27 protein-coding genes are annotated in these 25,040 nt (G+C 69.6%); 13 read left to right on the plus strand and 14 right to left on the minus strand.

The annotated features are described in order from the left end of the window. The first annotated feature begins 8 nt into the window (after nucleotides 1-8). Genes IG98_RS0100500 through IG98_RS0100520 form a run of 5 tightly spaced genes read left to right on the plus strand, consistent with a single transcriptional unit; the run spans nucleotide 9 to nucleotide 4,254 of the window. Entirely contained in the window at nucleotides 9-335 is a 327-nt protein-coding gene (locus IG98_RS0100500; RefSeq protein WP_030903960.1) for an urease subunit beta, read from the plus strand. Continuing rightward, the gene (locus IG98_RS0100505; protein ID WP_030903961.1) at nucleotides 313-2,040 is read left to right on the plus strand and encodes an urease subunit alpha; all 1,728 of its coding nucleotides are present in this window, start codon (nucleotides 313-315) and stop codon (nucleotides 2,038-2,040) included. Before IG98_RS0100500 ends, IG98_RS0100505 begins: the two co-directional genes overlap by 23 nt. A 28-nt stretch (nucleotides 2,041-2,068) precedes the next feature. Next, nucleotides 2,069-2,746 (plus strand): urease accessory protein UreF, encoded by a 678-nt coding sequence (locus IG98_RS0100510; RefSeq protein WP_030903962.1) that lies wholly within the window; start codon nucleotides 2,069-2,071, stop codon nucleotides 2,744-2,746. Between the two features lie 27 nt (nucleotides 2,747-2,773). Next, nucleotides 2,774-3,442 (plus strand): urease accessory protein UreG, encoded by a 669-nt coding sequence (ureG, locus tag IG98_RS0100515; RefSeq protein WP_037969083.1) that lies wholly within the window; start codon nucleotides 2,774-2,776, stop codon nucleotides 3,440-3,442. A gap of 2 nt (nucleotides 3,443-3,444) precedes the next feature. Further along, entirely contained in the window at nucleotides 3,445-4,254 is an 810-nt protein-coding gene (locus IG98_RS0100520; protein WP_245651349.1) for an urease accessory protein UreD, read from the plus strand. A gap of 50 nt (nucleotides 4,255-4,304) precedes the next feature. Here the strand turns inward: IG98_RS0100520 and era are convergent, their stop codons facing one another. From era to IG98_RS0100555, 7 genes are all read right to left on the minus strand, one after another. Next, nucleotides 4,305-5,225: a GTPase Era gene (era, locus tag IG98_RS0100525; RefSeq protein WP_030903970.1), complete on the minus strand. Its 921-nt coding sequence runs from the start codon at nucleotides 5,223-5,225 to the stop codon at nucleotides 4,305-4,307. 17 nt (nucleotides 5,226-5,242) lie between these two features. Beyond that, nucleotides 5,243-5,575, minus strand: a complete 333-nt coding sequence (locus IG98_RS0100530; protein ID WP_030903972.1) for a cytidine/deoxycytidylate deaminase family protein — start codon at nucleotides 5,573-5,575, stop codon at nucleotides 5,243-5,245. Nucleotides 5,576-5,656: 81 nt separating this feature from the next. Continuing rightward, nucleotides 5,657-6,217, minus strand: coding sequence for a hypothetical protein (locus tag IG98_RS0100535; RefSeq protein WP_030903974.1), 561 nt, complete (start codon nucleotides 6,215-6,217; stop codon nucleotides 5,657-5,659). A 431-nt stretch (nucleotides 6,218-6,648) separates the two neighbouring features. Continuing rightward, on the minus strand, nucleotides 6,649-7,950 hold the full coding sequence (locus tag IG98_RS0100540; RefSeq protein WP_037969086.1) for a hemolysin family protein: 1,302 nt from the start codon (nucleotides 7,948-7,950) through the stop codon (nucleotides 6,649-6,651). Beyond that, nucleotides 7,947-8,429 (minus strand): rRNA maturation RNase YbeY, encoded by a 483-nt coding sequence (gene ybeY / locus IG98_RS0100545; protein WP_030903978.1) that lies wholly within the window; start codon nucleotides 8,427-8,429, stop codon nucleotides 7,947-7,949. The genes IG98_RS0100540 and ybeY overlap by 4 nt, the downstream gene beginning before the upstream one ends. Nucleotides 8,430-8,496: 67 nt before the next feature. Continuing rightward, nucleotides 8,497-9,561, minus strand: a complete 1,065-nt coding sequence (locus tag IG98_RS0100550) for a PhoH family protein (RefSeq protein ID WP_030903980.1) — start codon at nucleotides 9,559-9,561, stop codon at nucleotides 8,497-8,499. A 92-nt stretch (nucleotides 9,562-9,653) separates the two neighbouring features. Beyond that, a complete protein-coding gene (locus tag IG98_RS0100555) occupies nucleotides 9,654-10,004 on the minus strand; it encodes a histidine triad nucleotide-binding protein (RefSeq protein WP_030903982.1) in 351 nt (116 codons plus the stop codon). A gap of 156 nt (nucleotides 10,005-10,160) precedes the next feature. Here IG98_RS0100555 and IG98_RS0100560 point away from each other — a divergent pair, with 156 nt between their 5' ends. Both IG98_RS0100560 and IG98_RS0100565 read left to right on the plus strand, forming a co-directional pair. After that, complete coding sequence (locus tag IG98_RS0100560; protein ID WP_245651350.1) at nucleotides 10,161-10,766, plus strand: SigE family RNA polymerase sigma factor; 606 nt, start codon at nucleotides 10,161-10,163, stop codon at nucleotides 10,764-10,766. Next, nucleotides 10,763-11,455, plus strand: a complete 693-nt coding sequence (locus tag IG98_RS0100565; RefSeq protein ID WP_030903988.1) for a hypothetical protein — start codon at nucleotides 10,763-10,765, stop codon at nucleotides 11,453-11,455. Before IG98_RS0100560 ends, IG98_RS0100565 begins: the two co-directional genes overlap by 4 nt. Before the next feature lie 120 nt (nucleotides 11,456-11,575). On the opposite strand, the gene IG98_RS0100570 is transcribed toward IG98_RS0100565, so the two are convergent. The 3 genes from IG98_RS0100570 to hrcA form a co-directional block, all read right to left on the minus strand. Then, nucleotides 11,576-12,307 (minus strand): 16S rRNA (uracil(1498)-N(3))-methyltransferase, encoded by a 732-nt coding sequence (locus tag IG98_RS0100570; RefSeq protein ID WP_030903990.1) that lies wholly within the window; start codon nucleotides 12,305-12,307, stop codon nucleotides 11,576-11,578. A gap of 81 nt (nucleotides 12,308-12,388) precedes the next feature. Next, complete coding sequence (gene dnaJ / locus IG98_RS0100575; RefSeq protein WP_030903993.1) at nucleotides 12,389-13,528, minus strand: molecular chaperone DnaJ; 1,140 nt, start codon at nucleotides 13,526-13,528, stop codon at nucleotides 12,389-12,391. Nucleotides 13,529-13,542: 14 nt separating this feature from the next. Beyond that, nucleotides 13,543-14,556 (minus strand): heat-inducible transcriptional repressor HrcA, encoded by a 1,014-nt coding sequence (gene hrcA / locus IG98_RS0100580; protein ID WP_030903995.1) that lies wholly within the window; start codon nucleotides 14,554-14,556, stop codon nucleotides 13,543-13,545. Between the two features lie 183 nt (nucleotides 14,557-14,739). Between hrcA and IG98_RS0100585 the strand changes: the two genes are divergently transcribed. Genes IG98_RS0100585 through IG98_RS54150 form a run of 3 tightly spaced genes read left to right on the plus strand, consistent with a single transcriptional unit; the run spans nucleotide 14,740 to nucleotide 16,999 of the window. Beyond that, nucleotides 14,740-15,480 (plus strand): hypothetical protein, encoded by a 741-nt coding sequence (locus IG98_RS0100585; RefSeq protein ID WP_030903997.1) that lies wholly within the window; start codon nucleotides 14,740-14,742, stop codon nucleotides 15,478-15,480. 58 nt (nucleotides 15,481-15,538) lie between these two features. Continuing rightward, nucleotides 15,539-16,354: a DUF3097 domain-containing protein gene (locus IG98_RS0100590; protein WP_030903999.1), complete on the plus strand. Its 816-nt coding sequence runs from the start codon at nucleotides 15,539-15,541 to the stop codon at nucleotides 16,352-16,354. 24 nt (nucleotides 16,355-16,378) lie between these two features. Continuing rightward, the gene (locus IG98_RS54150; RefSeq protein ID WP_030904001.1) at nucleotides 16,379-16,999 is read left to right on the plus strand and encodes a magnetosome magnetite crystal formation protein family; all 621 of its coding nucleotides are present in this window, start codon (nucleotides 16,379-16,381) and stop codon (nucleotides 16,997-16,999) included. Between the two features lie 13 nt (nucleotides 17,000-17,012). On the opposite strand, the gene hemW is transcribed toward IG98_RS54150, so the two are convergent. Beyond that, entirely contained in the window at nucleotides 17,013-18,224 is a 1,212-nt protein-coding gene (hemW, locus tag IG98_RS0100600) for a radical SAM family heme chaperone HemW (protein WP_030904004.1), read from the minus strand. Nucleotides 18,225-18,390: 166 nt separating this feature from the next. On the opposite strand from hemW, the gene IG98_RS0100605 reads away from it, so the two are divergent. Next, a complete protein-coding gene (locus IG98_RS0100605; protein WP_030904006.1) occupies nucleotides 18,391-19,668 on the plus strand; it encodes a glycoside hydrolase family 18 protein in 1,278 nt (425 codons plus the stop codon). Between the two features lie 9 nt (nucleotides 19,669-19,677). On the opposite strand, the gene IG98_RS0100610 is transcribed toward IG98_RS0100605, so the two are convergent. Together IG98_RS0100610 and lepA are read right to left on the minus strand one after the other, a co-directional pair. Continuing rightward, entirely contained in the window at nucleotides 19,678-20,379 is a 702-nt protein-coding gene (locus IG98_RS0100610) for an MOSC domain-containing protein (protein WP_030904008.1), read from the minus strand. A gap of 95 nt (nucleotides 20,380-20,474) precedes the next feature. Continuing rightward, nucleotides 20,475-22,313 carry a translation elongation factor 4 gene (lepA, locus tag IG98_RS0100615; protein ID WP_030904009.1) on the minus strand — a complete coding sequence of 613 codons (1,839 nt, stop codon included), beginning with the start codon at nucleotides 22,311-22,313 and terminating at the stop codon, nucleotides 20,475-20,477. A 74-nt stretch (nucleotides 22,314-22,387) separates the two neighbouring features. Between lepA and IG98_RS0100620 the strand changes: the two genes are divergently transcribed. Both IG98_RS0100620 and rpsT read left to right on the plus strand, forming a co-directional pair. After that, nucleotides 22,388-23,389 carry a glycoside hydrolase family 18 protein gene (locus IG98_RS0100620; RefSeq protein ID WP_030904011.1) on the plus strand — a complete coding sequence of 334 codons (1,002 nt, stop codon included), beginning with the start codon at nucleotides 22,388-22,390 and terminating at the stop codon, nucleotides 23,387-23,389. A 168-nt stretch (nucleotides 23,390-23,557) separates the two neighbouring features. Further along, nucleotides 23,558-23,833 carry a 30S ribosomal protein S20 gene (gene rpsT / locus IG98_RS0100625; RefSeq protein ID WP_030904013.1) on the plus strand — a complete coding sequence of 92 codons (276 nt, stop codon included), beginning with the start codon at nucleotides 23,558-23,560 and terminating at the stop codon, nucleotides 23,831-23,833. Nucleotides 23,834-24,025: 192 nt separating this feature from the next. On the opposite strand, the gene holA is transcribed toward rpsT, so the two are convergent. Beyond that, nucleotides 24,026-24,997 (minus strand): DNA polymerase III subunit delta, encoded by a 972-nt coding sequence (gene holA, locus IG98_RS0100630; protein WP_037969139.1) that lies wholly within the window; start codon nucleotides 24,995-24,997, stop codon nucleotides 24,026-24,028. Nucleotides 24,998-25,040: the final 43 nt, after the last annotated feature.

The raw sequence follows: 25,040 nt of genomic DNA on the forward strand, positions 1-25,040 counted from the left end.
GAGCGCCGATGACACCCGGCGAGATCCTGTACGGCGACACGCCCATCCCGCTCAACCCGGGCCGCGAGCGCGTCACCGTCCGCGTCGTCAACACCGCGGACCGGCCGATCCAAGTCGGCTCGCACTACCACTTCTCCGCGTGCAACCCCGGCCTGGAGTTCGACCGCCAGGCGGCCTGGGGCACCCGGCTCGACGTCCCCGCGGGTACCGCGGTGCGGTTCGAGCCCGGTGTGGAGCGCGACGTGACCCTCGTGCCGATCGGCGGGCTGCGGATCGTACCCGGTCTCCGTCCCGAATGGGCCGGACCTCTCGATGGGAGTCCCGGTGTTCATTGAACGATCCCGCTACGCCGCGCTCTACGGCCCCACCGTCGGTGATCGGATCAGGCTGGCGGACACCGACCTGCTCATCGAGGTCACCGAGGACCTGTCGACGGGCCCCGCCGGAGCGGGCGACGAGGCGGTCTTCGGCGGCGGCAAGGTCATCAGGGAGTCGATGGGCCAGGCCAGGACCACCAGGGCCGAGGGGGCACCCGACCTGGTGATCACCGGCGCGGTGATCCTCGACCACTGGGGCGTGGTCAAGGCGGACATCGGGGTCAGGGACGGCCGCATCGTGGCGATCGGCAAGGCCGGAAACCCCGACACCATGGACGGTGTCCATCCGGACCTGGTGATCGGCCCCTCGACCGAGATCCTCGCGGGCAACGGGAAGATCCTGACCGCCGGGGCGATCGACTCCCATGTCCACCTGATCTGCCCGCAGATCCTCGACGAGGCCCTCGCCGCCGGGGTGACGACCATCGTGGGCGGCGGCACCGGCCCCGCCGAGGGCACCAAGGCCACCACCGTCACCGGCACCTGGTACCTCGCCCGGATGCTGGAGTCTCTCGACTCCTACCCGATCAACGTCGCGCTGCTCGGCAAGGGAAACACGGTCAGCCGCGAGGGGCTGCTGGAACAACTCCGCGCCGGGGCCTCCGGCTTCAAGCTGCACGAGGACTGGGGCACCACCCCGGCCGCCATCGACGCCTGCCTGTCGGTGGCCGATGCCACCGGCACCCAGGTCACGATCCACACCGACACCCTCAACGAGGCCGGGTTCGTGGAGTCGACGCTGGCCGCGATCGGCGACCGGATGATCCACGCCTACCACACCGAGGGAGCCGGCGGCGGGCACGCACCCGACATCATCCGGGTCGCCTCCTACGGCAACATCCTGCCGTCCTCGACCAACCCGACCCGCCCGCACACCGTCAACACGCTCGACGAGCACCTCGACATGCTGATGGTCTGCCACCACCTCAACCCGTCCATCCCCGAGGACCTGGCGTTCGCCGAGTCCCGGATCCGGCCGTCCACCATGGCGGCCGAGGACATCCTGCACGACATGGGCGCGATCTCGATGATCGGCTCGGACTCGCAGGCGATGGGCCGGGTGGGCGAGACGATCATCCGGACCTGGCAGACCGCGCACGTGATGAAGCGCCGTCGGGGGGCTCTGCCGGGTGACGGCCCCGCCGACAACCTCCGGGCCCGGCGCTACGTCGCCAAGTACACGATCTGCCCGGCCGTGGCCCACGGCCTGGACGGCGAGGTCGGCTCGGTGGAGACCGGCAAGCTGGCCGACCTGGTCCTGTGGGACCCGGCCTTCTTCGGGGTCAAACCGAACCTGGTCGTCAAGGGCGGTGTCATCGCATACGCCCAGATGGGCGACGCGAACGCCTCCATCCCGACCCCGCAGCCGGTCATGCCACGCCCGATGTTCGGCGCCGCCCCGGTCACCGCCGCCGCCACGTCCGTCCACTTCGTCGCCCCGCTGGCGATCGAGGACGGTCTCGCCGACCGGCTGGCCGTCCGCAGGCGCCTGCTGCCGGTGGCCGACGTCCGCCGCAGGGGCAAGGAGAGCATGCCGCTGAACGACGCCATGCCCAGGATCGACGTCGACCCCGACACCTTCGCGGTCAGCGTCGACGGCGACCTGATCGAACCCGCCCCCGCCGAGACCCTGCCCATGACCCAGCGCTACTTCCTGTTCTGATCTCCTGACCGGCCGAAGGGTGCCCCGGATGAACGCCGCGCTGCTGTTACTGGCCGATTCCCGGCTGCCCGCGGGGGGGCACGGTCACTCCGGTGGCGCCGAGGAGGCGGTCAGGATCGGCGCGATCCGCGACCTCGCCGGCCTCGCCGCCTTCCTGCGGGGCCGGCTGGCCACCGCGGGCCTGGTGACGGCCGCCCTCGCCGCCGCGGCCTGCCGTCTCGGCGTGTCTCCCCCCGCCGCGGCCGACGTCTCGGAGTGGACGCGACTGGACGCGGAGGCGGACGCCAGGATCTCCTCGCCCGCCCAGCGGGAGGCGAGCCGCACCCAGGGCAGGCTGTTGCTGCGGACCTCGCGGAGGATCTGGCCCTCCCCGGTGCTCGACACGCTGGCCGGGGCCCTGTCCCAGGGCGCCCACCACCCCCTCGCGCTCGGCGCGGTGGCGGCCGTGGCGGGATGCTCCCCCGCCGAGGCCGCCCTCGCGGCGGCCTACACCTCCGTCACCGGACCCGCCACGGCGGCGGTACGGCTGCTCGGCCTCGACCCCGTCGCCGTCCACCGAGTGCTCGCCGATCTCGCCCCGGCCATGGAGAAGGTCGCAGCCACCGTCCCCACCGGCTGGGAGGCGCTGCCCGCGCACGCCTCCCCCGCGCTCGATCTGCTCGCCGAACACCATATTCGTGCAGACATGCGGCTTTTTGTGTCCTGACGACCACCTGGAAGGACGGTGACCCACATGGGCGCCAACCACGACGACCACCACCACCCGGCCGACCCTGGCGGCCGGGCATTACGCCTGGGCATCGGGGGCCCCGTCGGCAGCGGCAAGACCGCGCTGACCGCGGCGCTGTGCCGGACGCTCGGTCCGTTCATGCACCTGGGCGTGGTCACCAACGACATCTACACCACCGAGGACGCCGACTTCCTGCGCAGGGCGGGCGTGCTCGACCCGGAGCGGATCGTCGCCGTGCAGACCGGGTGCTGCCCGCACACCGCCATCCGGGACGACATCGCGGCCAACCTCGATGCGGTGGAGACCCTGGAGGAGCGGTTCGGCCCGCTCGACCTGGTGATCGTGGAGAGCGGCGGGGACAACCTCACCGCCACCTTCAGCAGGGGCCTGGCCGATCGGCAGATCTTCGTGCTGGACGTGTCCGGCGGCGACAAGGTCCCCCGCAAGGGCGGACCCGGCGTGACGACGGCCGACCTGCTCGTGATCAACAAGACCGATCTGGCCCCGATGGTCGGCGCGGACCTCACGGTCATGTCACATGATGCGGCGGCCGTACGAGACGGCAAACCCGTGCTTTTCACCTCGATCAGAGAGGATCCACGAGCGTACGCGGTCTCCGAATGGGTCACCGGCCTCGTCGAGTCCTGGGCCCACGAGCACTCCCACACCTGACCATGCCCCTCACCGACCCGGTCCCCGCCCCCGTCCTGCCCACTCCGGCGCCGGCGGAGTCCGCACCACGGCCGGAGCGGGCAGGACGGCGGGCCATGAGGGCGCGGGCGGCGATCGCCACCCGGCGGGACGCGGCCGGCCGGACCGTCCTCGCCACGATGCGTTCCGGCCCACCGCTCACGCTGCGGGCGACCGCGCCCGGCCGGGTGCACCTGGTGTCCACCGCGGCGGGTCCGCTGGGCGGTGACGATCTGGCCCTCGACATCGAGGTGGCGCCGGGAACCGAGCTGGAGGTGCGGTCGGTCGCGAGCACTCTGGTGCTGCCCGGCCCAGCCGGGGCCGAATCACTGATGACGATCACGGCCCGGGTCGGCGCGGGCGCCTCGCTCAGCTTCGCGCCGGAACCGACGGTGCTCGCGGCGGGCTGCCTGCACCGCATGGTCGTCCGGCTCGACCTGGCCGAGGACGCGCGGGTGCACTGGCGCGAGGAGATCGTCTTCGGTCGGTACGGCGAACGCCCCGGACGCTGCCACTCACGCTTCGACGCCGTTCTCGGCGGGGTCCCGCTGCTCCGGCAGGAGTTCGTGGTGGGTGACGCGGAGATCGACGGCAGTCCCGCCGTCTACGGCGACGCCCGTTGCGTGGGCAGCGTCCTGGTCACCGGCCGGGCACCGGAGGCGGTGGTCGGCCAGGGCTGGGCCGTCCTGCCCCTGGCCGGGCCGGCCACCCTGGTCTCCGCGCTCGGCCGGGACGCCGTCGAGCTGCGACGACGGCTCGGGCACGGAGAGGAGGCCGGCACCGGCCGCCGCTGAGAAGCGCGGCCACGGTCCCTGGAGACCGGCCGCGCCCCCGCCGGGACCCCTCAGTCGTAGAAACCCAGACGGCGGAGCTGCTTGGGGTCGCGCTGCCAGTCCTTGGCGACGCTGATGCGCAGGTCGAGATAGACCCGGGTGCCGAGAAGCGCCTCGATCTGCTGGCGGGCGCGGCTGCCGACGTCCTTCAGCCGGGAGCCCTTATGCCCGATCACGATGGCCTTCTGGGACGGACGCTCGACGAACATGTGCGCGTAGATGTCGAGAAGGTCGTCACGCCCCTGTCTGGGCAGCATCTCGTCGACGACCACCGCGATCGAGTGCGGCAGCTCGTCGCGTACCCCCTCAAGGGCCGCCTCCCGGATCAGCTCGCCGACCAGCACCTGCTCGGGCTCGTCGGTGAGCTGTCCGCCCTCGTACAGCGGCGGACTCTGGGGCAGGCGCTGGACCAGCACGTCGGCCAGCACGTCGAGCTGCTCACCCGACTGCGCGGAGACCGGCACGATGTCATCGAACTCGGTGAGCTGGGAGACCGCGAGCAGCTGCGCGGCGATCTGCTCGCGGGTCGCCAGGTCGCACTTGGTCACCACGGCGACCACCGGGGTCTTCTTGACGCCCGCGAGCTTCTCGGCGATGAACCGGTCACCCTTGCCGATGGGCTCGTTGGCGGGCACGCAGAAACCGATCACGTCGACCTCGGTGAGGGTGGAGAGCACCAGGCTGTCCAGCCGCTCACCCAGGAGCGTGCGGGGCCGGTGCAGGCCCGGCGTGTCGACGATGATGAGCTGGGAATCGGGGCGGTGCACGATGCCACGGATGGCCCGGCGGGTCGTCTGGGGCTTGGACGAGGTGATCGCCACCTTCGTGCCGACCAACGCGTTCATCAGCGTGGACTTGCCGACGTTGGGCCGGCCGACGAAGCAGGCGAAACCGGCATGGAAATCAGCAGCTGAGGAACTCACGTCAACCATTGTCGCCGATGCCGGACTCAGCTCTGACGCGGTGTCCCGTCAGGACCGGCCACCAGCAGGGTCTCGGCCCCCAGATCGCGGACCGTCCGCCGGTCGTCGTCGGAGGGCCCGGCACCCGCGGTGACCAGCGCGGCCGCCTCCAGCGACTCCGCTCCACCGGACACCGCCATCGCCACGGCGACCTGGATCGCCGACAGGGTCAGCGACGGCAACGCCACATTGGTCGCCGAGTAGGTCCGGCCCGTCTCGTCCCGTACGGCCGCGCCCTCGGCGGCTCCGTTGCGTGCACGGGCGGAACGGGCCAGCACGATGATCTTCTTGTCCTCGGGATCGAGGGTCGCGTCACTCACAGCACAAGGGTATTCAGCTTCCGGTGCCAAGGACGACACCGGTGCGGCTCCGGCACCAAAACGACCCGGGCGCCGCCTCGCTCAGGCGGCGACCTCGTGGACCAGCAGACGGGCGAGCTCCCGGGTGCGCTCGACGTCGACATCCCTGACACCGGCGTGTACCAGTGAGATCAGGGTGTGGCCACTGAGGGCGAACACCAGGTGCATCTCGTACGGATATCCGTTCAGCCTGCCGTTCAGCCGCCTGGCCTGCACCTCGTCACCGACCCCTGCCAGGTTCAGGGGGGAGACCCGAAGAGCGGTGCCACGGCCCGCCACCTGGGCACGTGCGACCGGACAACCGCTCAGCGCCTCCGTGAGCTCGTTGAAGTGAAGCTCGGCGTCGTCACCGCGGTAGGAGGCCAGCCCGAACCCGGCCAGCTCCCCGACCCCGTCACCCTGGTAGGTCACGGCCGCCCGCGCCCCCAGTGCCCGCTGCGGCGGCCTGCCCCCAGCGGTGTCGAGAACGAGCCGGCAGTCCTCGTTCACCGGCTGGAACGGGGCGCGCCAGCCGTCACGCGGACGAGCCGAGAACCCGTCGGGCAGCGCTCGCGCCTCGTCGAGCACTCCCCGCAGCCGGTGCAGCTCCGCGGCGCCGTCCATTGCGTCGCCGGCTCCCGCTCCACCGCCGCATCCGGCTACGCCGCCCGCGATAAATCCACATAACACCGCAAAAACGACAATATTCATCCCCCGCGTCATGAGCATCCCCCCGATGTCATGTGCGAGGCGTCTCTTCCTCGCCGACTCGCTTTCTTCCCCGTCGGCAAAAGCGGCAATCATTAAGAAACGCCTAAGGGTGCCCTCAACCGTATTTCATGGTCGAGAACACCCCTAAGCGAGTGACGCAGGACAGCCACGAAGCCCCGCGTGAACTCTTCTCCCCCGTGGGCCGCCCCTCGCGCCGCGAACCCCTCCGGGCGCGAAGATCTCCCACCGGCTCCCGCGCGACCAGGTGCCGTACGAGAAGCATCACCCGTGCCGCTTGCAGAGCACTTGCGGACGACTTGGGGCGAATCCACCGCCCCGGCCCGTCACTGGTCGGGGGAGGCCGAGACCGAGTCGGGCTCCGCGGGGGCGATCCTGGTGACGAGGACCGTGCCGATCCGGTTGCGACGCCCGGCCAGGCTCTCGGCCGTCAGGCTAAGACCCTCCACCACCGCCTGGGAACCGGCGATCGGCACCCGGCCAAGCGCGTGCGCCAGCAGCCCTCCGACGGTCTCGACGTCGTCGACCTCCAGCTCGATGCCGAACAGATCTTCCAGATCGTCCACCGGGAGCCTGGCGGTCACTCGCACCGCACCGCCCTCAAGCGGCTCCACCCTGGGGACCTCCTGGTCGTACTCGTCGGTGATCTCACCGACGATCTCCTCCAGGATGTCCTCGATGGTGACCAGACCGGCCGTGCCACCGTACTCGTCGATGACGATGGCCTGGTGGATCTGGCGGGCCTGCATCTCGCGCAGCAGCTGGTCGATCGGCTTGCTCTCCGGCACGTAGGTGGCCGGGCGCATGATGGACTCCACCGGCTCGGCGCGCCCGTCGTCACCGGTGTCCTGCACCCGGCGCGCGATGTCCTTGAGGTAGGCGATGCCGATGACGTCGTCCTCGTTCTCGCCGACCACGGGAATCCGGGAGAAACCGCTGCGCAGCGCGAGGGACATGGCCTGGCTCAGCGTCTTGCCGCGCTCGATGAACACCATGTCGGTGCGGGGCACCATGACCTCTCGGACCAGGGTGTCGCCGAGCTCGAAGACCGAATGGATCATCTCCCGCTCGTCGGGCTCGATGACCCGGCGCTCCTCGGCCAGATCGACCAGATCCCGCAGCTCGGCCTCGGAGGTGAAGGGCCCCTCGCGAAAACCCTTGCCCGGCGTCACCGCGTTGCCAAGCAGGATGAGCAGCTTGGGCAGGGGGCCGAAGATCCGGGTCAGGCCGTACACCACGGGAGCGCTGGCGAGCGCGATCGGCTCGGCGTGCTGACGGCCCAGCGTGCGCGGGGAGACCCCGACGATCACGTAGCTGATGACGATCATGACCGCCGCCGCCGCCGCGTAGGCCCAGCCCTGGTCACCGAGCCAGTCGATGAAGAGCAGCGTGCCGATCACCGTGGCGATCAGCTCGCAGCTCAGCCGGAGCAGGAGCAGGAGGTTCAGGTAACGCGGCGGGTCGGCGACGATGGCCTGCAGACGCACCGCGCCCCGGCGGCCGTCACGGACGAACTCCTCCGCGCGAACCCTTGAGATGCGAGTCAGAGCCGTCTCCGCGCTGGCGATCAACCCGCCGACCACGACGAGGACGACAGCGGAGAACAACCACCCGTTGGCGAGGTTCACCGCTGGGGGCGCACCTCCTGCCACGACTCCAGAAGCTCGCCCTGAAGGCCGAACATCTCCTTGTGCTCCTCGGGCTCGGCGTGGTCGTAGCCGAGCAGGTGGAGGATGCCGTGCGTGCACAGCAACTCCAGCTCGGCCTCGGTGCCGTGCCCTGCCTCGGCCCCCTGCTTGGCGGCCACCTGCGGGCAGAGCACCACGTCACCGAGGAGCGCCGGATCGGTGGGCGAGTCACCCTCCTGCCGCGCCCCCGCACCCGGCCCAGGCCGCAGCTCGTCCATCGGGAAGGCGAGCACGTCCGTGGGGCCCGGCTCCCCCATCCACCGTTCGTGCAGAGCCGACATGGTCTCCTCGTCGACGACCAGGATCGACAGCTCGGCGAGCGGGTTGATGCCCATCCGCTCCAGCACATGCCCGGCCAGCGAGACGATGAGCCCCTCGTCGATCTCGACACCGGACTCGTTGTTGACCTCGACGCTCACAGGTCCCCCCCTGTCTGCCACGTGCCACGCGACCCGCTCCGACCCCCGCGCCGGAATCGTCCCGCGCTCATGTCCTCTCCCGGGGACGCTGCTTGACCATGCCCTTGATCTGCTGCGGCGCGCTCTGGCGCTGCGTCTCGTCATAGCGCCCGTACGCGTCCACGATGTCGCCCACCAGCTTGTGACGCACCACGTCGGCGCTGGTCAGACGGCTGAAGTGGATGTCAGAGATGCCTTCGAGGATGTCCTGGACGACCCGTAGACCGCTCTGCGTGCCGTTCGGCAGGTCGACCTGGGTGACATCGCCGGTGACGACGATCTTCGAGTTGAACCCCAGCCGCGTCAGGAACATCTTCATCTGCTCCGGCGAGGTGTTCTGCGCCTCGTCCAGGATGATGTAGGCGTCGTTGAGCGTACGGCCCCGCATGTAGGCGAGGGGGGCCACCTCGATCGTGCCCGCGGCCATCAGCCGGGGGATCGACTCGGGATCGAGCATGTCGTGCAGCGCGTCGTAGAGCGGGCGCAGGTAAGGATCGATCTTCTCGTAAAGCGTTCCCGGCAGGAAGCCCAGCCGCTCACCCGCCTCGACCGCGGGACGGGTGAGGATGATCCGGTTGACCTTCTTCTCCTGGAGGGCCTTCACTGCCTTCGCCATCGCGAGGTAGGTCTTGCCCGTGCCGGCCGGGCCGATGCCGAAGACGACGGTGAACTTGTCGATCGCGTCGACGTACCGCTTCTGGTTCACGGTCTTCGGGCGGATGGTCCGGCCCCGCGAGGAGATGATGTCCAGCGAGAGCACCTCGGCGGGACGATCGGAGGTCATCCGCAACATGGCGATACTGCGCTCGACCGCGTCGACCGTGAGCTGTGCGCCTCCGCGGGCGAGTTCGGACATCTCCTCGAAGAGCCGCACCACGGTGCTGCTCTCCTCCGGGCTGCCGGTGACGGTGATCTCGTTGCCCCGGACGTGGATGTCGGCGCGAAAGGCGCCCTCGATGACGCGCAGCAGCTCATCGCGCGAGCCCAGCAGGCTGACCATCGACTGATCGTCCGGAATCACTACCTTCGCCTGAGTCCGGCTGGAACCCCTGGACCTCGGCGATGTTCTGCTGGAATCGTTTGTCTCGGACATGAGCTGGCCTTACGGCCTGTTCGCCTCCAGATATAGGCGCGGAACTTCAACGCCATGGTATCCGTGATCGCCACGATCGCGCTTGCCGGTTTTCAGCCGGGCGGCCACTTCAGACCGCGCCCCCCGATCACGTGTCCGTGCACGTGGAAGACGGTCTGACCGGCCTCGGGTCCGGTGTTGAACACCAGCCGGTAGCCCGATTCCGCGACTCCCTCCTGGCTGGCGACCGCGTGCGCGGTCTTGAGCACGTCGTCGGCCAGCCCCTGGTCGGCGGCCGCCAGCGCCGCGGCGTCCCGATGGTGCTCCCTGGGGACCACCAGCACATGGGTCGGCGCCTGGGGGTTGACGTCGCGGAAGGCCAGCGTGCGATCGGTCTCATAGACGATCTCCGCGGGAATCTCCCCGGCCACGATCTTGCAGAACAGGCAGTCGGCTTCGCTCACCATGCAGGCACCTTACCGCCGAGGACGTTGTGAATCGGTGATGGTTCCCGCCAGCAAACAAAGATCCGCCCGGATATGGTGGTTGTGCAAAACTTCAACCAAGACAGCCTTTGCGCACAGCACCATATGGCCGCCTGGCGAGGACACGACTGGGTCATGCCCCTTAATGAACCGGAAGAGCGTAAACCCTCTGGGAAGGCCGAGCGTCCCACTGATGTGACCACCGAGACCCTCGTGGCAGACAGATCGCTCGGGGCGGCGCCTGTCGGCTGGGATGCCGACGTGGCCGTTACCGCGCTCTACAGCGCGCACTATCGGTCTCTTGTCCGTCTCGCCGTACTGCTCGTTCGCGACATGGCGACCGCGGAGGAGGTCGTGCAGGACGCGTTCGTCGCCATCCATGGCGCCTGGCGCCGCCTGCGCGACACCGACAAGGCACTGGCCTACCTGCGACAGTCGGTCGTGAACCGATCACGCTCGGTGCTCCGGCATCGGGCGGTCGTCGAGAAGTACGCGCCCAAGGGCATGCCCGACGCGCCGAGCGCCGAGAACGGGGCGATCGGCGAGTTCGAGCGCTCCGCCGTCATCGAGGCGCTCCGCCGGCTGCCCACGCGCCAGCGGGAGGCCCTGGTCCTGCGCTACTACGGAGACCTGTCCGAGGCGCAGATCGCCCACGCGATGGGCATCAGCAAAGGCGCGGTCAAGAGCCACACCGCTCGCGGCATGGCCGCCCTACGAACCTCACTGGAGCAACTGTCATGACCGACTCCCCGGATGAGTACGGCGAGCTGCTCCGCCGTGCGCTCAGCGCGGAGGCGAACTCGGTCGTTCCCTCCCCTGACGGCCTGGAGATAATTCGCGCCCGCATCGAACGACGTGGGTTCCGCTGGCTGACGTGGTGGCGGACCGGGGCCTCCGTCGCCGGTGCGCTCCTCGTCGCGGCGACCATCGTCATGGTGGTCCCCCAGTTCCGCGAACGGGTGATCCCCCAGGTGAGCACCGGCACGGTCAACTTCACCGAGTCCACTCCCCCTCCGGACGGATCAGCCACCTCAAGGCCCCCGGCTCCGCCCCAGCCGTCGTCCGGCCCCGCCCAGCTCCCCACCGTCGGCAGGTCGGAGGCGGGCAACCCCACGCTCCCGCCGACGCCCACGCCGTCCAGGAGCACCACGCCCAGCACGCGGCCGACCTCCAGGGCGACCCCGACGACGACGCCCAAGCCGACGCCGACGCCCACCTGCCCCACCCCCCTCGACGACCCACCGGTCGACCCCAGCGGGATCTCCAAGCAGTGCGAGGAGGCCGAGGCGACCCCCACACCGACGAAGACGAGACCGTCGGCTCCCTCGGAGAGCCCGTGCTCGGCCGATGAGTGCGGACCGTCGGATGACGCGTCGCCCCCGATGCCGACGGAGGCGAGCATCCCCGCGCCGACTCCGGTCAGCAGCTAGGCCCTCCTGTCCGGCGGATCCCGGCGTGCCGAGGATCGGCCGGACGGCCTCTCCCTGGGCGGAGGAGGGAGCCCGGATCCCGCTGGGAAGGGCGTCGGGCTCAGGGCCGCCGGCCGGGGATCACCAGCGACCGCTGCGTGTCTGGAGCACCGCCGCCGCGACGACCCCGGCCGTCGAGGTGCGCAGCACCGTCGGCCCGAGCAGCGCCGGCACCGCCTTGGCCTCGCGGAAGACGGCGATCTCCTCCTGCGACACCCCGCCCTCCGGGCCGACCACCACCACGATGTCGCCGCCCGCGGGGAGCGGCAGGCCGGACAGCGGGGAGGCGGCCTCCTCGTGCAGCACGACGCCGAGCGCCGCCGCCGACAGCAGGGCGGCGACCGCGGCGGTGGACGCGAGCTCGGTCACCTCGGGCAGGCGAAAGCGGCGTGACTGCTTGCTCGCCTCACGCGCCGTGGAGCGCCAGCGGGCCAGCGCCTTGGCCGCGCGCTCGCCCTTCCACTGGGTGACACACCTGGCCGCGGCCCAGGGGACGATCACGTCCACCCCCGCCTCGGTCATCATCTCCACGGCCAGCTCGCCCCGGTCGCCCTTGGGCAACCCCTGGACCACGACCAGACGCGGGGACGGCACGGGTATCTCGTGACGGCGCAGTACCTGGATCCGGAGCGAATCCCTGCCCGCCTCGATCACCACGCACTCGGCGACGGAGCCCGCCCCGTCCGTCAGGTCAAGCCGCTCCCCGGCCCGCAGTCGCCGTACGGCCGCCGCGTGGCGCCCTTCGGGGCCGCCGAAGACGAACTCCGGCCTGGCCAGATCGGCGGGTTCGGCCAGGAAGACCGGAACGGTCATGAGCCGTCGGGGCGGGCCGCATCGGGGCGACCCACCCCGGAACGGACCTTGCCGCCGCGAGGTGCGCGAAGGCGGTCCGGGTCAGCGGCCATTGAAGGCGTCCCGCAGCCGGGAGAAGAAACTCTGCTGCCCGGGGGCGAACTTGCCCGGCGGGCGCTCCTCGCCGCGGAGCTTGGCGAGCTCCTTCAGCAGTTCCTCCTGTGTCGCATCGAGACGGGAGGGGGTCTCCACGTTCACGTGGATCAGCAGGTCGCCACGGCCGGTCTCGTTCAGGCGCTGCACACCGCGGCCGTAGAGCGGGATCGTCTGCCCCGACTGCGTACCGGGACGGATGTCCAGCTCCTCGGCTCCGTCGAGCGTCTCCATGGTCAGGATGGTGCCGAGCGCGGCCGCGGTCATCGGGATCTGCACCGTGCAGTGCAGGTCGTCGCCGCGCCGCTCGAAGATCTCGTGGGGACGCTCGACGATCTCCAGGAACAGGTCACCGGGCGGGCCGCCGCCTGGGCCGATCTCGCCCTCTCCGGCGAGCTGGATGTGGGTACCGTCCTCCACCCCGGCCGGAATGCGGACCTTGATGGTCCGCCGGGTGCGGACCCGGCCGTCGCCGGAGCACTCCTGGCAGGGGTTGCGGATGATCGACCCGAAGCCGCCGCACTGCGGACAGGGCCGTGAGGTCATGACCTGACCGAGGAAGGAGCGGGTGACCTGGGAGACCTCGCCTCGACCATGACACATGTCACAGGTGTCGGGGTGGGTGCCTGCGGCGGCGCCCGACCCCGTGCAGACCTCGCAGACCACCGCGGTGTCGACGACCAGCTCGCGGGTCGTGCCGAAGCCCGACTCGCGCAGGTCGAGCTCGACCCGGATGGTGGCGTTGCGTCCGCGACGGGCACGCGAGCGGGGGCCACGGCCGCCGCCGCCACCGGCCGCGCCGAAGAAGGCGTCCATGATGTCGCTGAACGGGAAGCCGGCACCGAAGCCACCGGCCCCCGCACCGCCCGAGGCGAACGGATCGGCCCCCATGTCGTACATCTGCCGCTTGCTGGAGTCGGACAGGACCTCGTAGGCCTGTGTGATCTCCTTGAAGCGCTCCTGAGTCTCGGGGTCGGGGTTGACGTCAGGATGCAGTTCGCGCGCCAGACGTCGGTACGCCTTCTTGATCTCTTCCGCACTGGCGTCACGGCGCACCCCGAGGGTGCCGTAGTAGTCGCTCTTAGCCACTTTTCGTTGACCTCTTATGATGCAGCCAGGATCTGGCTGACGTAGCGTGCCACCGCGCGCACCGCGCCCATCGTGACCGGATAGTCCATCCGCGTTGGGCCCAGCACACCTAGCCGGGCCAGTTGCTTGTCCCCAGAACCGTATCCGGCGGCGACGATCGACGTGCCCTGGAGTCCGGTGTAGGGGTTCTCCGAGCCGATCCGCACGGTCAGCGCCGACAGGTCGGAGGTCTCACCGAGCAGTCGCATGAGCACGACCTGCTCTTCCAGCGCCTCCAGCACATCGCGGAGCCCGACTGTGAAGTCGGCTCCCGCGAGGTTGGCGGCCCCGGCAAAAACGATCTTTTCATCGTGCCTGTCCACCAGAGACTCCAGCAGCACAGACAGGATCGTGGCCGCGAGCGGCCGATCCTCGGCGGGCAGCCGCTCCGGCAGGTCGGCGACCTTGTCGGGAACGCTGGTGAGCCCGCACCCGTCGAGGGAGGTGTTGAGCATCGCTCGCAGATGGGCCACCCGCTGCTCGTCCACGACGTCGGGCAACTCGACCACGCGCTGCTCCACCCGGCCGGTGTTGGTGATGAGCACGAACATCAGCCGGCGCTCGCTCAGCGGCACCAGCTCGACGTGCCGGACCGTCGAGTTGGTCAGTGTCGGGTACTGCACCACGGCGACCTGCCGGGTGAGTTGGGCAAGCAGTCGCACCGTCCTCATGACGACGTCGTCGATGTCCACCGCACCCGCGAGAAAGCTCTCGATGGCCTTGCGCTCCGCGCTCGACAGGGGTTTCACCTGCGAGAGCCGGTCGACGAAGAGCCGGTAGCCCTTGTCAGTGGGCACCCGGCCGGCGCTGGTGTGGGGCTGGGCGATGTAGCCCTGCTCCTCCAGCACCGCCATGTCGTTACGGATCGTCGCCGGGGACACCCCCAGACTGTGCCGATCCGCGAGAGCCTTCGAACCCACCGGCTCGTTGGTGGACACGTAGTCCTCGACGATGGCGCGAAGCACGGCGAGCTTCCGGTCGTCGACCAACGTGGTCACCTCCCTGCCTGCGTTCAGATGGGAAACACGAGGTCTGGCACTCTGTGTTCCCGAGTGCCAAGTGTACGGCCCCCGTGCGGAAGGCGCGATAAGCAAGAGGTGCGGATGATGACGCCAAGCCATTGGCAAGTCAACTGCTATCGCGTTTCAACCGGTTCACGCCACAATTCGTACATGTCCAACGATTTTGGTTCTTTTCCGGGCGACGCCTCCCGCGGCCCCGGTTACGGCTCCCCCCAGCAGCCGTATGGTCAGCAGCCCCAGCAGAACGGCCCCTCCTACGGTTACGCACCTCCCGGCTACGGCGCCCCGCAGGGCCCGCCCCCCGCCGGGAAGATCAAGCCCGGTATCGGATGGATCGTCGGGGTATGGCTGCTCGCCCTGGTCAGCATCATCGTCGGTATCGGCGGCTTCGCCGGTGGCGTGCTGGGCGCGGTCACCAGCGCGGCACCGACGAAGACGTTCGCCCCCGGCGAAAACACGACGGTCACGCTCGACCCGGCCGACAAGCCGGCCATCTATGTCTCAACCAGTGGACCCACCAATTTCGAGTGCACGCTGACCGGCGGCACCGGCACGCCCAGCCTGCAGAAGCCGCTCGTCCAGCAGACCGTGTCGGGCTCCGACGGCGTCGTCTGGGAGATGGGCCTGCAGATCGGCGTGGAGCAGGCAGGCGACTACCAGGTCACCTGCACCGCCGACCCGGTGGAGGGCACCACGTTCGGCGTGGGCCGGGAACTCGCCGCCGGATCACTGGTCGGCGGGGTGATCGCACTGTTCGCGGTGCCCGGCATCGGGATCCTGCTGGCCATCATCGTGACGATCGTCGTGTTGGTGAAGCGGGGCAACGCCCGCAAGCGCAGGGCCGCCGCCTCGGCGGGGCAGTGGGGAGCGCCGGGCCCCTACGGCAGGTGACCGTGGCGTTTGCTAGCGTCCCACGTGATCCCTTGCGAGAGACGGTGGGCGGTCGGTGATGTACGAGCGTGACGTGCTGGCGGGAGACTGGCGGCGCCCCCGTAGAGGGGGGATTCCCCAGGTTCCCGCCGAGCTCGACCTGGTCGTCGAGGACGCCGACGGCGGCTTCTGCGGTGCCGTGGTGGCCTGCGACAAGGAGGCCGTCACCCTGGAGGACCGCTTCGGCCGCCGGCGGGTCTTCCCGCTGGAGCCTGCCGCGTTCCTCCTGGAGGGCAGGACGGTGACGCTTGTGCGCCCGGCCGCCGCGCCACGTGGCCCCAGGCGGAGCGCGTCGGGCTCCATCGCGGTGGAGGGCCTGCGGGCCCAGGTGGCCAGGGAGAGCCGGATATACGTGGAGGGCGTGCACGACGCCGCGCTCGTGGAGAAGGTCTGGGGCCACGATCTGAGGGTCGAGGGTGTGGTCGTGGAGTATCTGGAGGGGGTCGATCACCTGCCCGCCATCGTCGAGGAGTTCGGCCCGGGCCCCGGCCGCCGCCTGGGTGTGCTCGTCGACCACCTGGTCCCCGGTTCCAAGGAGAGTCGGATCGCCGCGCGGATCTCCTCTCAGTACGTGCTGATCGCCGGGCACCCGTTCGTGGACGTCTGGCAGGCGGTCAAGCCGCACACGCTCAAGATCTCCTCCTGGCCGTCGGTGCCGCGCGGCGTGCCCTGGAAGGAGGGCGTCATCGCCGCGCTGGGCTGGAAGACGGAACCCGGCGACGCGTGGCGCCGCATCCTCGGATCGGTTACGACATATGCCGATCTGGAGCCCGAACTGCTCGGTCCGGTCGAAGAGCTGATCGACTTCGTCACGGTTCCCGGCGAGGATGACTAGGCCGTCAACCCATCAGGAGGGGCCATGAGCGAGAACCTTGGGGATTCACCGCGCGAGGACCGGACGGAGCGCATCGGCGATCCTCCGCCCAGCCACACGACGCCGGGCCACATGGTGCCCGGACACACCACGCCCGGACCCACCATGCCCGGCCAGAGCGCTCCGCCGCCGGGCCATGGCTACGGACAACCGGGCCAGGGCTACCCCTCTCCCCCGTACGACCCGAGCGGTTACGGCTACCAGAATGGATACGCCCAGTACGGCGGGTACGGCCGGCCGGCGGGTTACGGCTACCAGGCGCCGCCGGGGACCTACGGCCCGCGGCCCGGCAGTGACGACACCACCATGGCGATGCTCGCCCACCTGCTGGGCCTGCTGACCAGCTTCGTCGGCCCGCTGGTGCTCTACCTCGCCAAGAAGGACGAGTCACCCTACGTGCGGGACCAGGCCGCCGAGGCCCTCAACTTCCAGCTCACGGTGATGATCGCCTATTTCGTCTGCATGGTCCTGGCGTTCGTGCTCATCGGCTTCGTACTGATGTTCATCCTCTGGATCGGGTCGATGATCATGATGGTCATCGCCGCGGTGGCGGCCAACCGGGGGGAGAACCACCGCTATCCGATGAGCATCCGCTTCGTCAGCTGACCCGGGCCGGAACTCAGGTGAGGTCGCGGACCAGGGCGTCGGCCAGCAGGCGGCCGCGCAGGGTGAGCACCACCCGGCCCGCCTTGAACGGTTCCGTCTCCAGCAGGCCGTCGGCCAGCGCGCGGGCGACCACCCGGGGGCGGTCGAGCTCCCCGAGCGGGAAACCCTGGGCGAGCCGCAGCTCCAGCATCAACCGCTCCACCGCCCTGTCCTCGGCCCCCAGCACCTCTCGCGCCTGGGCCGGCGAGGTGCCCTCGGCCAGTCGCCGGGCGTAGGCGGCGGGGTGCTTGACGTTCCACCAGCGGGTGCCACCGACGTGGCTGTGCGCCCCGGGACCGACGCCCCACCAGTCTCCGCCGGTCCAGTAGAGCAGGTTGTGCCGGCATCGCCCGGCCTCGGAGGTCGCCCAGTTGGACACCTCGTACCACTCGAACCCCGCCTCGGCCAGCATGGCGTCGGCGATCAGGTAACGGTCGGCGGCCACGTCGTCGTCGGGCATCGGGAGCTCGCCCCGCCTGATCCTGGCGGCCAGCTTCGTCCCGTCCTCGACGATCAGCGAGTACGCGGAGACATGGTCGGGCCCCGCCTCGATCGCCGCGGCCAGCGAAGCACGCCAGTCGTCGTCGCTCTCCCCTGGCGTGCTGTAGATCAGGTCAAGGTTGACATGCTCGAACCCCGCCTGCCTCGCCTCCCGTACGGCCCGCGCCGGACGTCCGGGGGTGTGGCGACGGTCCAGCACCGCGAGCACGTGCTCGCGGGCGCTCTGCATCCCGAAGCTCATCCGGTTGAACCCACCCTCGCGAAGCTCCGCCAGGTAGGCGGGGTCCACCGACTCGGGGTTGGCCTCGGTGGTCACCTCGGCGCCGGGAGCGAGCCCGAACTCCTCCTCGATCGCCCCCAGGATCCGTACCAGGTCTCCGGCCGGCAGCAGGGTCGGGGTGCCCCCGCCGAAGAACACGGTCTCGACCGGGAGACGTGCGGCGCCGAGATTGACCCGTGCCCGCCGCACCTCGTCGACGGCGGTGTCCGCGTAGTCCCGCTGCGCGGCGCCGGGACCGAGTTCCGAGGCCGTGTAGGTGTTGAAGTCGCAGTAACCGCACCGGGTCACGCAGAAGGGCACGTGAACGTAGAAGCCGAAGGGCCGCTCGCCGAGTCCGGCGAGCGCGCTCTCGGGGAGTTCGCCCGAGGCGGGTACGGGATCCCCGTCGGGAAGTGTGGATGGCACGCCCCAAGTCTGCCGCTCCCCGCGCGATGCCCGGGACGTCGCCCCGGCCGTGGAACGCCGCCCGTCCACCGCGGGCCGTTGACGGACAGATCGCACAGGTCTACGATCCGGGAAAACTTAAAGGAAAGTTTCCTATAAGTTACTATTCCGAGCAGTGGAGAAGCCCGTGCAGAGACTCCTCCGGAACATGATCGCGGCAGCCCTCGCCGCAGGTCTCGCGGCGGTGGCCTTACCGGCCCCGGCCCAGGCCCAGACCCCCTCAGGGAACGATGACCGCTTCAAGCGGGTCGCCTACTTCATCCAGTGGGGCGTCTACGGCCGCGACTACCACGTCAAGGACATGGAGAGCAGCGGCGCCGCCGCCAAGCTGACCCACATCAACTACGCCTTCGGCTTCGTCAACGCCGAGGGCGACTGCTACTCCGCCGACCCCTGGGCCGACTGGCAACGCCCGGTGGCCGCCGAGCAGAGCGTGGACGGCGCCGGCGACGCCGAGGGCCAGGCGCTGAACGGCAACCTGAACCAGCTGAAGAAGCTCAAGGCCAAGCACCCCGGCCTCAAGACGCTGATCTCCCTCGGCGGCTGGACCGGCTCGAAGTACTTCTCCGACGCGGTGCTGACCCCCTCCGGACGCGCCAGGCTGGCCTCCTCCTGCATCGACCTGTGGCTCAGGGGCAACCTGCCCGGCACCGCTCCCGGCACCGGAGCGGGCGTGTTCGACGGCATCGACCTCGACTGGGAGTGGCCGGGCTCCTCCGGCAACGAGGGCAACGTCATCCGCCCCGAGGACAAGCGGAACTTCACCCTGTTCGTCACCGAACTGCGCCGCCAGATGAACGAGTTCGACCGGCGCACCGAGCTGACCGCCTTCCTGCCCGCCGCCGCCGCGAAGATCGACGCGGGCTTCGAGGTCCGCGACGTCTTCAAGCAGCTCACCTTCGCCACGATCCAGGGCTATGACCTGCACGGCCCCTGGGAGAACGTCACCGGCCACAACGGCAACCTGTTCAACGACCGGCGCGACCCCAACCCGGTGAAGTACAGCGTGGACCAGACGGTCCGCGACTACCTGACGCGTGGCGCCCCGGCCAAGAAGATCGTGGTGGGCGTGCCCGCGTACGGTCAGGGCTGGACCGGCGTCACCGGCGGCAGGAACGGCCTGTACGGCACCGCCACCGGCCCCGCGCCGGGCACCTTCGCCGCCGGAAGCGAGGACTACAAGATCCTGGTGAACAAGCCGGGCAAGCGCTACCGCGACCTGCTGACCGGAACCGTGTGGCTCTACGACGGCAACGAGTTCTGGTCCTACGACGACCCGGCCTCGCTGGCCCAGAAGGCGGCCTACATTCGCCTGAAGGGCCTCGGCGGCTCGATGATGTGGTCCATCGACCAGGACGACACCTCGGCGGCGCTCACCTCGGCGCTCTACCGGGTCCTGCGCTGAGCGACCCTCTCATACCGGCGGGGCCGCAGGACCTGGTTCACCGGCGGCCCCGCCCGCACGTTCGTCCCCGGACGCCTGACCGCGCTCGCGGCCCAGCACCCGCTCAGCGACCCTGTCCCATTTCTCAGGGTGACCCGGGTGGGCGAGCAGGCGGCGCAGCAGGTCTCTGTCGCCGTGGTAGGCACGGAAGGACTCGGTGACCGTGACGCTGCCTTCGGGGCGCGAGACGATCTCGACGGCGTCGCCCCGGCCCAGCTCGCCCGGCTCGACCACCCGCAGGTAGGCGCCGACCCGCCCGACCCGGGTGAAGCTCTTGAGCCAGCCCCGCTCCCCGATCCAGCCGCGGAACACCGAGCACGGCACCCTCGGGCCGGTCACCTCGGCCAGCACCGTGCCCATCCGCCAGCGCTCCCCGATCTTGGCCCCGTTGACGTCGAGTTCCGCCGTCGTGAGGTTCTCCCCGAACACGCCGTCGCGCAGCTCCCGGCCCAGCTCGGCCTGCCACCAGTCGTAGTCCTCCCGCGCGTAGGCGTAGATCGCCTGATCGGAAGAGCCGTGGTGCTCCAGGTCGGCCCTCTCGTCTCCGGCCAGGCCGCGCTCCGAGGCCGTGACCCGGCCGTCCACGGGGGTCTTGTATATCGCGGTGCGCTTGAGACGACCTGCCCACTCCGCATCGACGGCGCGACCCACGTTCACCGAGGCAATGTGCATGACCGGACGGTATCGGAGCCCTCAATCGGAAGGCGAACCGATATCCACCGATTCTTCCTTCCCGCCGCCAAGCCCGGCCGGGCCCTCGACGCCCTTTACTTCTTGGACTTGTCCGCGGCGGACTCGGTGGACAGCGCGGCGACGAACGCCTCCTGGGGCACCTCGACGCGGCCGACCATCTTCATCCGCTTCTTGCCCTCCTTCTGCTTCTCCAGCAGCTTGCGCTTACGGGAGATGTCACCGCCGTAGCACTTGGCGAGGACGTCCTTGCGGATGGCACGGATGTTCTCCCGGGCGATGACCCGGGCGCCGATGGCCGCCTGGATCGGCACCTCGAACTGCTGCCTGGGGATGAGCTCGCGCAGTTTCTTGGCCATCTCGACGCCGTAGGCGTAGGACTTCTCCCGGTGAACGATGGCGCTGAAGGCGTCCACGGCCTCACCCTGGAGCAGGATGTCGACCTTGACCAGGTCGGACTCCTGCTCGCCCGAGGGCTCGTAGTCCAGCGAGGCGTAGCCGCGCGTACGGGACTTGAGCTGGTCGAAGAAGTCGAAGATGATCTCGCCGAGCGGCATCGTGTAGCGGATCTCGACGCGGTCCTCGGACAGGTAGTCCATGCCCTGCAGGTTGCCCCGGCGGTTCTGGCAGAGCTCCATGATGGCGCCGATGAACTCAGACGGGACGAGCACCGTCGACTTCACCATCGGCTCGAAGACCTTGTCCACCTTGCCGGTGGGGAACTCCGAGGGGTTGGTGACGACGACCTCCTTACCGTCCTCCATGATCACTCGATAGACCACGTTGGGGGCGGTGGAGATGAGCGAGAGGTTGAACTCGCGCTCCAGCCGCTCGCGGACGATCTCCATGTGGAGCAGGCCGAGGAAGCCGCAGCGGAAGCCGAAGCCCAGGGCGGCGGAGGTCTCCGGCTCGTAGGCCAGGGCCGCGTCGTTGAGCTGGAGCTTGTCCAGCGCCTCACGGAGCTCGGGGTAGTCGTCACCATCGATGGGGTACAGGCCCGAGAAGACCATGGGCTTGGGGTGCTGGTATCCGCTGAGCGCCTCGGTGGCCGACCTCGACACGGAGGTCACCGTGTCACCGACCCGCGACTGGCGGACGTCCTTCACACCGGTGATCAGATAGCCCACCTCACCGACGCCCAGCCCCTGGTCGGCGATCTTCGGCTCGGGCGAGATGACGCCGATCTCCAGCGTCTCGTGGGCCGCGCCGGTGGACATCATCAGGATGCGCTCACGCTTGCCCAGGTGCCCGTCCATGACCCGGACGTACGTGATCACGCCCCGGTAGGTGTCGTAGACCGAGTCGAAGATCAGCGCGCGGGCGGGCGCGTCGGCGTTGCCGACCGGGGCCGGGATGTTCTCGACCACGTGGTCCAGGAGCTCGCGAACGCCCACACCGGTCTTGCCGGAGACCCTCAGCACGTCCTCCGGGTCACAGCCGATGAGGTGGGCGATCTCCGCGGCGTACTTCTCCGGCTGGGCGGCGGGCAGGTCGATCTTGTTGAGCACCGGGATGATCGTCATGTCGTTGTTCATGGCCAGGTAGAGGTTGGCCAAAGTCTGCGCCTCGATACCCTGTGCGGCGTCGACCAGCAGGATCGCACCCTCACACGCCTGGAGCGACCGGGAGACCTCATAGGTGAAGTCGACGTGCCCGGGAGTGTCGATCATGTTGAGGACGTAGTCGGTCTCGCCGACCTGCCACGGCAGCCTGACCGCCTGCGACTTGATCGTGATACCGCGCTCGCGCTCGATGTCCATCCGATCGAGATACTGAGCGCGCATGGAACGGTCGTCGACCACTCCGGTGATCTGCAGCATGCGGTCGGCTAGCGTCGACTTGCCATGGTCGATATGCGCGATGATGCAGAAGTTGCGAAGCACCGCGGGGTCGGTCTGGCCAGGCTGAATGCGCACCGGGGTCCGTTTCAACAGATTGATGACGATCACACGACTGGCATGCCAGCCGCCTTCCATGGTGACATGTCCGGGTGATTGCCCGGACCAGAGCACGACTCGGCCTGCGTTTTCTCGCTGTGGTGGCGGCCCTGCTCCTTGCCCTTCCAGGGTTGGCCGTGGCCACCCTCACCCTGCAGTTTACCGGGACACCCGCCCCGTGGGCGAAGACGACCGGCCACGACGCCCTGTGGCTCGGCCACGCATGGGTGGACGGCAGGAAGACCCACGACGACGTGCGGGCGCTCGCCGCCAGGCTCCGCAAGACCGGTATCAAGGACGTCTATCTCCACTCGGGACCGTTCGACCGCGACGGGACATTGCCCATCGAGAGATATCCCAAGGCCGTCGATCTTCTGAAGTGGTGGCGCGAGGAGTTGCCGAAGGTCAGGATCTCGGCCTGGCTCGGCCAGAAGGTCGACGGCACCCTGGACCTCGACGACGCGGCCTCCAGGCGGCGTGTGCTGGACGGCGTGCGCGCGATCATGGCGCTCGGCTTCGACGGCGTGCACTACAACTTCGAGCCGATCGGCGACGGCGACACCGAGTTCCTCGACCTGCTGACCCGGACCCGCGTGATCGTGGGCGACGGTCTGCTCTCCACCTCGACCCCGCAGATCGAACCGTTCCCGCTCACCCGCCCGGCCGTACGCGCCGTCCTCGGCCACGACAAGTACTGGTCGCCCGACTACTTCCGCCAGGTGGCGAACCTTACCGACCAGGTAGCGATCATGACCTACGACTCGTATCTCCCCTTCCCCTCCGTATACGGCGGCTACGTCGTGCGGCAGAGCACGCTGGCGCTGGAACTCGTCCCCGAGGAGAAGACGGTGCTGATCGGCGCCCCGGCCTATCACGACCACAACGTCTCCTGGGCCGACGAGGCCGAGAGCGTCGAGAAGGCGGCCAGGGGCGCCCGGCTGGCGCTGACCTCGTACGGCAAACCCCGTGAGCGGTTCGGGCTGGCGATCTACGTCGACTTCGCCGCCACCAAGGAGGACTGGGCCGAGTACGACAGGTTCTGGTTCAAGCCGTGAGGATCACGGTCCGAGCGATCAAAATCACACGCTAAACTGATCAGGCATCCCTCTGCCCGGCCTGTCGATTTGAGTGACGACCTCGGCAGTTGGTAGCCTAGTCAACTGCGTGTGGCGCGCCCTCTCTGCCCGCGCGCCCCATCCAACGACATTCACCGAGGCTTCTTCGTGGCGAACATCAAGTCCCAGATCAAGCGCAACCGGCAGAACGAGAAGGCCCGGCTGCGCAACAAGGCTGTCAAGTCTTCCCTGAAGACGGCCATCCGCAAGTTCCGTGAGGCCGCCGACCAGGGTGACGTCGCGCAGGCCGCTGTGCTCCAGCGCGCCGCCGCCCGTCAGCTGGACAAGGCTGCCAGCAAGGGCGTCATCCACAAGAACCAGGCCGCCAACCGCAAGTCGGCGATCGCCCAGCGCGCCGCCGCCCTGTCGACGGCCACCAAGTAGTTTCAGGTTTCGCGGACGCCGCCCCCTCACGGGGTGCGGCGTTCTTGCGTTTCACCCGCCCGTGCTGCCTGGCGCACCGAGGTTTTCGCCGGCCGCGCACCTCTGCGGGCGACCGCGGGGCCGGGGCGGTGTGACACCGACCGGCCCCGTTTTCCGAACCTGCCGCATCATTGCAGGTCAGCGGAGTACGGGCTAGCGCCCGGTGCGGCTGGCGACCACGGTCTGGACCATGTGCTCCAGCGCGTACGCGGGGTCGGCGCCGCCACCCTTCACCTGAGCGTCGGCGGTGGCGACGGCCTGGATCGCGCGGGCGAGCCCTTCAGGTCCCCAGCCGTTCAGCTGCCGCTGGACCCGTTCGATCTTCCAGGGCGGCATGCCGAGCTGGCCGGCGAGTTGACCGCCCCTCAGGTTTCGGGGAGCACCGCCCACCTTCGCCAGCGAGCGCAGGCCCCCGGCGAGCGCGCTCACCAGCAGGACCGGTGCCGTACCGGTCGCCAGGGCCCAGCGCAGTTGTTCCAGGGCTTCGCCCAGGCGCCCCTCGACTGCCGAGTCGGCCACGGTGAACCCGCTGACCTCGGCCCTGCCCCGGTGGTAGCGCGCCACGGCGGCCTCGTCGATCGCCTTGCCGGGGGTGTCGAAGGCGAGCTGGCTGCAGGCGGCGGCGAGCTCGCGCAGGTCGTTACCCACGGCGTCGAGGAGCGCGGCGGCGGCGTCCGCCCCGATGGTGCGCCCGGCCCGTTTCAGCTCCGTCTTGACGAACGCCAGCCGCTCGGCCGGTTTGGTCACCTTGGTGACCGATACCACCTGTGCCCCGGCTTTCTTGACCCCGTCGACCAGTGCCTTCCCCTTGACGCCCCCCGGATGGACGAGGATCAGCACGGTCTCCTCGGCCGGGTGAGCCGCGTAGGAGACGACTTCGGCGATGACGTCCTTGCCGAGGTCCTGGGCCGAGCGGACGACCACCACGGACCTGTCGCCGAACAGCGAGGGCGACGTCATACGGGTGAGCTCCCCGAGCTCCATCTTCGCGCCGGGGAGATCGTGCACCTCGACGGTCGGATCGGCTGCCCTGGCCGCCGAGGTCACCTCGCTCACCGCGCGGTCGGCCAGCAGTTCCTCGTCGCCGAGTATCAGGATCACGGGTGCCGGATCGGTTGCCGCCATGCCGAGCAGCATGCCACGTCCCAGCGGCGGGAGGGGCATCGGC

The organism is Streptosporangium amethystogenes (assembly GCF_000721075.1).
In the GTDB taxonomy this organism is placed as follows: domain Bacteria; phylum Actinomycetota; class Actinomycetes; order Streptosporangiales; family Streptosporangiaceae; genus Streptosporangium; species Streptosporangium amethystogenes.

What these genes read in the sequence shown, in the direction of transcription:
- IG98_RS0100500 (WP_030903960.1), top strand. Translation starts at nt 9, where the DNA reads ATGACACCCGGCGAGATCCTGTACGGCGACACGCCCATCCCGCTCAAC.
- IG98_RS0100505 (WP_030903961.1), top strand. Translation starts at nt 313, where the DNA reads ATGGGAGTCCCGGTGTTCATTGAACGATCCCGCTACGCCGCGCTCTAC.
- IG98_RS0100510 (WP_030903962.1), top strand. Translation starts at nt 2,069, where the DNA reads ATGAACGCCGCGCTGCTGTTACTGGCCGATTCCCGGCTGCCCGCGGGG.
- ureG (WP_037969083.1), top strand. Translation starts at nt 2,774, where the DNA reads ATGGGCGCCAACCACGACGACCACCACCACCCGGCCGACCCTGGCGGC.
- IG98_RS0100520 (WP_245651349.1), top strand. Translation starts at nt 3,445, where the DNA reads ATGCCCCTCACCGACCCGGTCCCCGCCCCCGTCCTGCCCACTCCGGCG.
- era (WP_030903970.1), bottom strand. Translation starts at nt 5,225, where the DNA reads ATGGTTGACGTGAGTTCCTCAGCTGCTGATTTCCATGCCGGTTTCGCC.
- IG98_RS0100535 (WP_030903974.1), bottom strand. Translation starts at nt 6,217, where the DNA reads ATGGACGGCGCCGCGGAGCTGCACCGGCTGCGGGGAGTGCTCGACGAG.
- IG98_RS0100550 (WP_030903980.1), bottom strand. Translation starts at nt 9,561, where the DNA reads ATGTCCGAGACAAACGATTCCAGCAGAACATCGCCGAGGTCCAGGGGT.
- IG98_RS0100560 (WP_245651350.1), top strand. Translation starts at nt 10,161, where the DNA reads ATGCCCCTTAATGAACCGGAAGAGCGTAAACCCTCTGGGAAGGCCGAG.
- IG98_RS0100565 (WP_030903988.1), top strand. Translation starts at nt 10,763, where the DNA reads ATGACCGACTCCCCGGATGAGTACGGCGAGCTGCTCCGCCGTGCGCTC.
- IG98_RS0100570 (WP_030903990.1), bottom strand. Translation starts at nt 12,307, where the DNA reads ATGACCGTTCCGGTCTTCCTGGCCGAACCCGCCGATCTGGCCAGGCCG.
- IG98_RS0100585 (WP_030903997.1), top strand. Translation starts at nt 14,740, where the DNA reads ATGTCCAACGATTTTGGTTCTTTTCCGGGCGACGCCTCCCGCGGCCCC.
- IG98_RS0100590 (WP_030903999.1), top strand. Translation starts at nt 15,539, where the DNA reads ATGTACGAGCGTGACGTGCTGGCGGGAGACTGGCGGCGCCCCCGTAGA.
- IG98_RS54150 (WP_030904001.1), top strand. Translation starts at nt 16,379, where the DNA reads ATGAGCGAGAACCTTGGGGATTCACCGCGCGAGGACCGGACGGAGCGC.
- IG98_RS0100610 (WP_030904008.1), bottom strand. Translation starts at nt 20,379, where the DNA reads ATGCACATTGCCTCGGTGAACGTGGGTCGCGCCGTCGATGCGGAGTGG.
- holA (WP_037969139.1), bottom strand. Translation starts at nt 24,997, where the DNA reads ATGGCGGCAACCGATCCGGCACCCGTGATCCTGATACTCGGCGACGAG.